Below are 8,829 nucleotides of genomic sequence, written 5' to 3' on the forward strand. Positions count from 1 at the left end.
ATTTTACCGTTTAGCTTTACGCTACAGTAATATTTGCAAACTTACGCTTACCTACTTGGTAAATAGCCGTACTGCCTTTTGCTATTTCAAGTTTAGTGTCTGTAATTTTATCTTCGCCGTTGAGCTTAACTGCACCTTGCTTAATCATGCGCATTGCTTCTGATGTACTAGCAACTAAGTTAGCTTCTTTAAGCAAGTTAGCAATTAAAATGCTGTCTTGCTCAATGGTTACTGTTAGTTCAGGTATTTCATCCGGCAGAGCTTTTTTCTGAAAGCGCTGAATAAAGTCATCATGAGCTGCTTGTGCATCGGCTTCACTATGAAAGCGCGCAATAAGCTCTTTTGCTAACTCAATTTTAATATCACGAGGATTTGTACCTTGCTCTACACGCTCTTTTTGCGCGTTAATACCAGCAATCGACAGCCCGCTTAATAAGTCGTAGTAACGCCACATTAGCACATCACTAATCGACATTATTTTACCAAACATATCGTTAGGCGCATCGGTAATACCTATATAGTTACCCAACGATTTAGACATTTTTTGCACCCCATCGGTGCCCTCTAATAACGGCGTCATTATTACTGTTTGTGGTTTTTGGCCTTCGTCTTTTTGTAGCTCACGACCCATTAGCAGGTTAAAGCGCTGATCAGTACCACCGAGCTCTACATCAGCCTCAAGTGCAACCGAATCCCAACCTTGTACTAACGGATATAAAAACTCATGAATAGCAATAGACTGGCCACTAGCGTAACGCTTTTTAAAATCATCACGCTCTAACATACGCGCAACGGTTTGGCGTGCTGCAAGTTTGATCATTCCAGCTGCGCCTAAATTTTCCATCCAGGTAGAATTAAATGCGACCGTGGTTTTTGCCGGATCAAGAATTTTAAATACTTGCTCTTTATAAGTCTCAGCATTAGCAAGCACGTCTTCGCGAGTAAGCGGCTTACGCGTTACGTTTTTACCTGTTGGGTCGCCAATCATACCGGTAAAGTCACCAATTAAAAATACAACCTCATGACCTAAGTCCTGAAAGGTTTTCATTTTATTAATAAGTACCGTGTGACCTAAGTGTAAATCAGGCGCGGTTGGATCAAAGCCCGCTTTAATTTTTAGTTTTTTTCCAGATTTTAATTTTTCAACTAACTCATCTTCAATTAATATCTCTTCTGTACCGCGTTTTATCTCTGCAAGAGCGGTTTGTAAATCCACTGTGTGTTACTCCAAAAAATTCTGTTAACGAAGGGGTTAATTATTAATATGCTCGCGGCTTATTACTAGATAAGTAGCACTTTTAGAGTCAATAAACCTATGTAACTAAGATAGCAAATTATTACCTAATTAAAACAACTTTTTAAACGATAGCGTCACTAAATAAGGCAAAGCGGCATAAGTTGCATAAACGAGTAAAGATAACTGTTTGCAACACTTTAAAAACAGCACAAACAGCTGCAGCTTTGGTTTTTAAATTACTAACTTTGATGAAGTATCATTGTTTTATTATTTTGCTCAAAAATACCGCGGTTTAGCCCTAGTTCTAGATTAATAAAACACCTAGATCATAAGCTACTTTAATACTAAGATGCCTATAAGCCCTGTGATTTTAGCTTAATTTAGCATTAGTTTAAATCTACAAAATACTAGTATTCGTACATTATTCGTTATATCCTGCAAGATAATCTATTAATTTTCTTGACAGCAGAAAAAGGCACGTTATGGTTCACGTGGTTCACGCGCTCCCCAAAAAACACAAATTGCTTATTTTAGGCTTAGTTTCTGCTATTGCTGGCTTAGCTTTTCTCCCTTCTGAAAAAGCCACTGCATCCAAAGACAATAGTGAAAACACTCTAGAAATTGGCAAGCGCTATGAGTTACAAGTTAAAGTTGATGACAACGAAAAATTAACTGCGTTAAACTCAGAGCAAGCAGCAGACAAGCTGCCAGAATACGACTTTGTTGATCACCAAGTAAAAAATGGAGATAACTTAGCTATTATTTTTAAACGTGCTGGCTTTTCAGCTCAAACGTTACATAAATTAATTAACACTAACGCAGAAACTCGCAAACTTACTAAAATTCACCCGGGTGAAACACTAAGTTTTGCCACCGCAAAAGATGGTGATTTAGCACAGCTGCGTTACGTTATTTCAAAAACAGACACTTTATTTGTTACCTTAAACGATGAAGGGCAATACGACACTTCAATAGATAGTAAAGAAATAGAAACACTAACTAAAACAGTAGGCGGCGAAATTTCTAGTAGCTTTTGGACTTCAGCAATAGCTGCAGGTTTAAGCGAGCGCCAAATAATGAACTTTGCCGATATATTTGGTTGGGATGTAGATTTTGCTAACGATATTCGCAAAGGCGATGGGTTTGGTTTAATTTATGAATCTCACTATGTAGATGGTGAGTTTATTGGTACTGGTAAAATTATTGCTGCGGAATTTGTTAACCAAGGCCAGCGCTATGCTGCAATTCGCCACACTGACGGTAGTTTTTATACTCCTGAAGGGCGCAGCATGAAAAAAGCATTTTTACGTGCACCAGTTAGTTTTAAATATATAAGCTCAAGCTTTAACCCGCGACGTTTACACCCAGTAACGGGGCAAGTTAGAGCGCATCGCGGTATAGACTTTGCGGCGCGCACTGGCACGCCGGTAGTTGCCTCAGGTAACGGTAAAGTTATTAAATCGGGTTACAGTAAATATAATGGTAACTATGTATTTATTAGCCATGGCACACAGTACGTAACTAAGTACTTGCACCTTAATAAACGCCTAGTAAAAACAGGGCAAAAAATTAAGCAAGGTGAGCAACTCGGTACTGTTGGCTCTACTGGTCGTGTGACCGGTGCACACTTACACTATGAATTTTTAGTTAATGGTGTTCATCGTAATCCTAAAACCGTTAAATTGCCTAAGTCAGAGCCGCTGCCACGTGCAGAGCTTGCCAAGTTTAAGCCTATTGCTGATAACTTTATTGCCCAGTTAGAGCGCAACCGCGAACTACAGTTAGCACTTAAGTAATATTAAATCATTATTAAAAAAGCCTTTGCTAGGTAACTTGCAAAGGCTTTTTTGTACCTATAATTTTTTTGCCTATGAATAATAGACTGACACACTAATTCATTAATACATAAATTAGCTGTACCACTAACGATACCATTACCAGTGGCCATATATACTTACTGTATTTTTTAGCGCCATCTAAGCCTATTTTACTTTGATACTTTTCTAATAACGGAATTAATATTAACAATGCGACAAACAAGCTAATTAAAATAACGTATATATTCATAGTAATACCTTAAGTGGGGGTCTAAATTAGGGTAACTCGTGCCCTTTGGCGCTGACATATAATGCATACCAATGCTCTCGGGTTAATTCTATATTTACAGCGCTGCACGATGCAGCCAGTCGCTTAGCATTAGTTGTGCCTATTACCGGTTGAATTAATGCCGGATGGCGCAGTAACCAAGCCAATACAATAGCCTCGGCAGACGTTCTATAAAGTGCTGCTAACTTAGCCACTAATATAGCGGTATTAATATCTGCTGGTGATGCATTTTGCAGCTGTTTTCCTGAATATAATCCTTGGCATAAGCTACCCCAGCTTTGAATTTGTATTTCCTGCTCGGTGCAATATTCTATAAAGCCGGGAGTAAAGTTAATGTCTTTGCCATCGCGGTTACCGACATATACCCCCTCATCAACCCAGGCTGATTGCTTTAAGCTTGCTTCAATTTGGTTGGCAACTATGGGCATATCAAGGGCTGTTTGTAAAAACTGTATTTGTTGCTGCGACATATTAGACACCGCAAAATGACGTACTTTGCCACTTTCTTTTAAGCGACTAAATACCTGAGCTACTTCTTCAACTTGTATCAAAGGGTCGGGTCTGTGCAGCATAAGTACATCTAAATAATCAGTATTTAACCGCTTAAGAGAGCCCTCTACTGATTGCTCAATCCATTGCTTTGATAAGTCGTAGCGCTTTGGCCCTTGCTCATCGGCAAAACGAATTCCGCACTTTGACTGGATATAAATTTGCTCTCTCAGCTTTGGGCGCTGCTTAAGGACTTGGCCAAACACCTGCTCAGCTTTGCCAAATGTATAAATATCGGCGTGATCAAAAAGATTAATGCCACCGGCTATTGCTGTATCTATACAAACATGTGCCTGCTGGGTATGAGTATTAGTTAAGGGGTCTTTATTCCAGCCTCCCCCAAGTCCCATACAACCAAATATGAGCTTGCTAACATTAGGTAAATATTTTGCCAAAGGAGTGTCATGCATGCCGGCTATCCTTAATTAATTACAAGTAGCTTACTGTAACAAAAACAGTCGATAAAAACCTATCCCTATAAATTAAGCATAAAAAAAGCGCAGTAAACTGCGCTAATCGGTTGGATTTTAAAATTGATGTTAGCCAACAAGTGCTAATAAAATACCTGCTGCAACTGCACTGCCTAGTACTCCGGCAACATTTGGCCCCATTGCATGCATAAGTAAAAAGTTATGTGGATTGCTCTCAAGGCCTACTTTATTTACTACGCGCGCCGCCATGGGTACAGCCGATACTCCCGCAGCACCTATTAATGGATTAATCGGCGTTTTAGATATTTTATTTAACCCTTTCGCCATAAATACGCCAGATGCCGTACCAATTGCAAAAGCCAGTGCGCCAAGCACTAAAATACCAATCGTCTCAACAGTTAAAAACTTATCTGCAGCAAGCTTTGAGCCTACAGCTAAACCTAAAAATATAGTTGTAACATTGATGATTTCGTTTTGAGCACTGTTACTTAATCTATCAACAACACCCGACTCTCGCATTAAGTTACCTAAACAAAACATACCTACCAGCGGTATAGCTGCCGGTAAAAACATAGCCGTTAAGCTAAGTACCATTAATGGAAAAATAATTTTCTCTTTTTTAGATACTTTACGCAGCTCTGGCATTTTTATTTGGCGCTCTTCAACCGTGGTTAATGCGCGCATAATTGGCGGCTGAATAATTGGCACTAATGCCATATACGAATAAGCAGCTACCGCAATCGCACCTAACAAGTCGGGTGCCAGTTTAGAGGCTAAAAATATAGCGGTTGGGCCATCAGCTCCACCAATTATCGCAATAGCCGACGCATCTTGCAGGCTAAATTCAAAACCAGGTACATAGTTAAGTAAAATAGCGCCAAACAAAGTCGCAAAAATACCAAACTGTGCAGCCGCACCTAATAGCAACATACGAGGGTTAGCAATTAGCGCACTAAAATCAGTTAACGCGCCTACTCCCATAAATATTAATAGTGGAAAAATCCCCGTATCAATACCTACGTAATACACATAATGCAGTAAGCCGCCGGGGTCGGATAAACCAGCCACCGGAATATTAGTTAATATTGCACCAAAGCCGATAGGTAATAATAATAGGGGCTCAAATTTTTTGGCTATTGCCAAAAACAATAATAAACAGCCTACCGCAATCATAATCAACGCTGGAAATGTAAAGTTAGCAATGCCTGTGGCATGCCAGAGGTTTAAAATACCATCCATCCTCTATTTACTCCTAAGCTAATGCAATCATAGCGTCGCCGGTAGTTACAGCATCGCCTTCACCAACTAACACTTCAGCAATTGTTCCGGTGTGCGTAGCGCGTATTTCAGTTTCCATTTTCATGGCTTCCATAATAATCACTACATCACCTTCATTCACAACTTGCCCTGCTTTTACCTTTATCTTAAAAATATTACCGGCTAAAGGGGCGTTAAGTGTTTCGCCTGATGCAACCGAAGCAGACTGAGGAATATGTTCTGAGTCTTTTAATGTAACTTCTTTAAGCTCGCCGCCTTGAGCTACAACAACGTCGTAAACCTTACCGTCTACTTTTACGCTGTATTGCTCAGCTTTAACGCTGTTGTTATTTGAAGCTGATTTAGAGGGAGCTTTATTACTTTTATCTTCAACACAAGGAACTGGCTCAAATGCATCTGGGTTGTTACGGTTTTTAATAAACTTCAAACCAACCTGTGGGAATAATGCATACGTTAGTACGTCATCAATTTGCTCATCAGCAAGAGTTAAACCTTGCTCTTGTACTTCTTTTAATAATTCAGCCTCAAGCGTTGCAAGCTCAGGTGCAATATTATCTGCAGGACGACAAGTAATTACCTCTGCTCCATCAAGCACACGCTCTTGTAGCTCTTTATTCATAGGTGCTGGTGTTAGGCCATATTCACCTTTTAATACGCCAGCTGTTTCTTTAGTAATTGTTTTATAGCGCTCACCCGTTAGTACATTAAGTACCGCTTGAGTGCCTACAATTTGCGACGTTGGTGTAACAAGCGGTAAAAAGCCAAGATCTTCACGTACACGTGGGATCTCAAGTAAAACTTCATTAAGCTTATCTGCTGCGCCTTGCTCTTTAAGCTGGTTTTCCATGTTAGTTAACATGCCACCAGGTACTTGCGCGAGTAAAATACGGCCATCAACCCCTTTTAAGCTACCTTCAAATGCCGCGTATTTTTTACGTACATCTCTAAAGTAAGCAGCAATTTCTTCTAGGTGATTTAAATCAAGCTCAGTATCACGCTCAGTCCCTTCAACTATCGATACAATAGTTTCAGTTGCGGTGTGTCCGTAAGTCATACTCATAGATGAAATTGCGGTATCAAGCATATCAATGCCTGCATCAATCGCTTTTTGATAAGTCGCAGTACTTAAACCTGTTGTGGCGTGGCACTGCATTGCAATTGGAATAGATACAGTTTCTTTTAGTGCTTTAATTAGTTTTTCAGCATCGTACGGCTTTAATAAACCCGCCATATCTTTAATACAAATTGAATGACAGCCTAAATCTTCCAACTGCTTAGCTAGCGTTAACCACATATCAAGCGTATGAACAGGGCTTACTGTATAAGAAATAGTCCCTTGGGCATGTGCGCCTACTTTTATAGCCGCTTTAATTGCCGTTTCAAGATTACGTACATCGTTCATTGCATCAAATATACGAAATACATCAACGCCATTTTTATGGGCACGCTCTACAAATTTTTCTACTACATCGTCAGCATAATGGCGGTAACCTAATAAATTTTGACCGCGTAATAGCATTTGCTGTTTAGTATTTGGCATCGCTTTTTTTAGTGCGCGAATACGCTCCCAAGGATCTTCACCTAAATAACGAATACACGAATCAAACGTAGCTCCACCCCACGACTCAATAGACCAATAACCTGCATCATCAAGCTTTTTTGCAATCGGTAGCATATCGTCAAGGCGCATACGAGTTGCTAACAATGATTGATGCGCATCACGTAGTACCAGTTCTGTTAATTTTAATTTAGCCATTTAAGTGCTCCTTTAATTATTGTTTGTTTTGTACTGAGCAATGGCAGCACTAATTGCGGCGATGTGCTCATTAGGCACACCTTGTGATTTAAAAGACGGTGTTCTGGCAGGCATTGCAAGCTCAGGCTCTGCAAAGCGAGATACCAGCTTAGACATAACCGTAACGCAGGTAATTAATAATGACAGAAACACAAACACCCCCACCATACCGGTTAGCATTAAGTTGCTTGCTGTTGTAAGTAAAGCAGCGATATCCATTTTCCTCTCCTATAAAACTTATACCGAAATCAAAATAAAAAATCATTTTACGTAAATAATTATTCACCGAATAATAACAAAAAACAGTGTTTTGTCTATAGCCTGTAAATTGGTAAAACCAATTTAAACAAAACTAACATGCTATTAATTAACTTAACACTACAAAAAGGACTAGATACGCGCTATTACATAGATAATAAAAATAGTGAATATAAATAAAAGTTATATAGGCGACCTAAAAACCGTTAATAATGCACTTAAAGTAAAGCGTTAACAGTTCTATTAGCATAAAGTAATTTCACCACTGGCAATTGGTCTTACCAAATATATTTGTTAATTATTCAACCATTTAAATAGCCGCTGTTATTAAGCCCGCTATGCTCGCAAGTCTCGAACTGCAATTTAATAGCTCTTAAACTCAATTCTAAAAATCAATATGCGCTAACTTCTCTTATAAAAAACTAACATCCATAATCACTTGTATCAGTATGAATAAATTACATAGCAAAGCGTAAAACTTACCATTGAGTGCACGCTGAAATAACACAAACAAAATCAAACCATTGATTTAAAAGCAAAAAAACAATGGCACGTAACTCGCATCATATCCATTGAGCAAATTTGATAAACCAAGGAGAATACAATGTTACGCTGGACAATCACTTTTTTAGTAATTGCTTTAATTGCTGCAGTGTTAGGTTTTGGTGGTATAGCAGGCGCCGCAGCGGGTATTGCAAAAATTATATTTTTTATATTTTTAATACTTTTAGTTATATCTTTAGTATCGGGTGCCCTACGTGGCAAAAAGCCCTAGGTAACAAACTAAAGTTTTAAACTAATTAAAAATCATTTAAATCAAAATTTACAAGGAATTACATTATGAATTCGACAACTTTAAGAGCAGCACTAATTGGCCTATTCGCAAGTTTATTTATTATGGGCTGTGAAGATAACCACGCAGAAGATGCTGGTGAACGTATTGACGAAGCAGTAACTGACGTGCAAAACAAAGTTGAAGATGCATGTGAAGAAGTAAAAGAAGGTGTAAATGCAGAAGAAACTAACTGTTAATTCTTCTAATTTATTAAAAAAACGGCTCTAAAATGAGTAATGCCAGTCAGTTAACACTGACTGGCTTTTTTTTATAGGGATATTTAGATGGTTTCTTTTTCACACATCGTGGAAAGCTGCGCTCATGACGCCTTGTTGGTAAC

Annotated in this window: 9 protein-coding genes; 3 read left to right on the forward strand and 6 right to left on the reverse strand. The window is 38.8% G+C overall.

Annotated elements, in window-relative coordinates; genetic code table 11:
• Positions 1 to 16: 16 nt before the first annotated feature.
• On the reverse strand, positions 17 to 1,216 hold the full coding sequence (tyrS, locus tag J5X91_RS10275) for a tyrosine--tRNA ligase (RefSeq protein WP_011327246.1): 1,200 nt from the start codon (positions 1,214 to 1,216) through the stop codon (positions 17 to 19).
• A 503-nt stretch (positions 1,217 to 1,719) separates the two neighbouring features.
• Here tyrS and J5X91_RS10280 point away from each other — a divergent pair.
• The gene (locus tag J5X91_RS10280; RefSeq protein WP_208834685.1) at positions 1,720 to 3,033 is read left to right on the forward strand and encodes a peptidoglycan DD-metalloendopeptidase family protein; all 1,314 of its coding nucleotides are present in this window, start codon (positions 1,720 to 1,722) and stop codon (positions 3,031 to 3,033) included.
• A gap of 94 nt (positions 3,034 to 3,127) precedes the next feature.
• Here the strand turns inward: J5X91_RS10280 and J5X91_RS10285 are convergent, their stop codons facing one another.
• From J5X91_RS10285 to J5X91_RS10305, 5 genes are all read right to left on the reverse strand, one after another.
• Positions 3,128 to 3,304, reverse strand: a complete 177-nt coding sequence (locus J5X91_RS10285) for a hypothetical protein (RefSeq protein WP_208834689.1) — start codon at positions 3,302 to 3,304, stop codon at positions 3,128 to 3,130.
• A gap of 26 nt (positions 3,305 to 3,330) precedes the next feature.
• A complete protein-coding gene (locus tag J5X91_RS10290) occupies positions 3,331 to 4,302 on the reverse strand; it encodes an aldo/keto reductase (protein WP_208834694.1) in 972 nt (323 codons plus the stop codon).
• 129 nt (positions 4,303 to 4,431) lie between these two features.
• Positions 4,432 to 5,562: a sodium ion-translocating decarboxylase subunit beta gene (locus tag J5X91_RS10295; protein ID WP_011327242.1), complete on the reverse strand. Its 1,131-nt coding sequence runs from the start codon at positions 5,560 to 5,562 to the stop codon at positions 4,432 to 4,434.
• Positions 5,563 to 5,575: 13 nt separating this feature from the next.
• Positions 5,576 to 7,357: a sodium-extruding oxaloacetate decarboxylase subunit alpha gene (gene oadA, locus J5X91_RS10300; protein WP_011327241.1), complete on the reverse strand. Its 1,782-nt coding sequence runs from the start codon at positions 7,355 to 7,357 to the stop codon at positions 5,576 to 5,578.
• Between the two features lie 12 nt (positions 7,358 to 7,369).
• A complete protein-coding gene (locus tag J5X91_RS10305; RefSeq protein ID WP_011327240.1) occupies positions 7,370 to 7,615 on the reverse strand; it encodes an OadG family transporter subunit in 246 nt (81 codons plus the stop codon).
• A 643-nt stretch (positions 7,616 to 8,258) separates the two neighbouring features.
• On the opposite strand from J5X91_RS10305, the gene J5X91_RS10310 reads away from it, so the two are divergent.
• Complete coding sequence (locus J5X91_RS10310; protein WP_011327239.1) at positions 8,259 to 8,429, forward strand: DUF1328 family protein; 171 nt, start codon at positions 8,259 to 8,261, stop codon at positions 8,427 to 8,429.
• A 65-nt stretch (positions 8,430 to 8,494) separates the two neighbouring features.
• On the forward strand, positions 8,495 to 8,686 hold the full coding sequence (locus J5X91_RS10315; protein WP_011327238.1) for a hypothetical protein: 192 nt from the start codon (positions 8,495 to 8,497) through the stop codon (positions 8,684 to 8,686).
• Positions 8,687 to 8,829 lie beyond the last annotated feature (143 nt).

Origin of the sequence: Pseudoalteromonas sp. K222D, assembly GCF_017653575.1 — a bacterium.
Lineage (GTDB): Bacteria > Pseudomonadota > Gammaproteobacteria > Enterobacterales > Alteromonadaceae > Pseudoalteromonas > Pseudoalteromonas nigrifaciens.

Excerpts from the sequence above, each read along its gene's own strand:
- J5X91_RS10280 (WP_208834685.1), top strand. The coding sequence starts at position 1,720 with ATGGTTCACGTGGTTCACGCGCTCCCCAAAAAACACAAATTGCTTATT.
- J5X91_RS10295 (WP_011327242.1), bottom strand. The coding sequence starts at position 5,562 with ATGGATGGTATTTTAAACCTCTGGCATGCCACAGGCATTGCTAACTTT.
- oadA (WP_011327241.1), bottom strand. The coding sequence starts at position 7,357 with ATGGCTAAATTAAAATTAACAGAACTGGTACTACGTGATGCGCATCAA.
- J5X91_RS10285 (WP_208834689.1), bottom strand. The coding sequence starts at position 3,304 with ATGAATATATACGTTATTTTAATTAGCTTGTTTGTCGCATTGTTAATA.
- J5X91_RS10310 (WP_011327239.1), top strand. The coding sequence starts at position 8,259 with ATGTTACGCTGGACAATCACTTTTTTAGTAATTGCTTTAATTGCTGCA.
- J5X91_RS10290 (WP_208834694.1), bottom strand. The coding sequence starts at position 4,302 with ATGCATGACACTCCTTTGGCAAAATATTTACCTAATGTTAGCAAGCTC.
- J5X91_RS10315 (WP_011327238.1), top strand. The coding sequence starts at position 8,495 with ATGAATTCGACAACTTTAAGAGCAGCACTAATTGGCCTATTCGCAAGT.
- J5X91_RS10305 (WP_011327240.1), bottom strand. The coding sequence starts at position 7,615 with ATGGATATCGCTGCTTTACTTACAACAGCAAGCAACTTAATGCTAACC.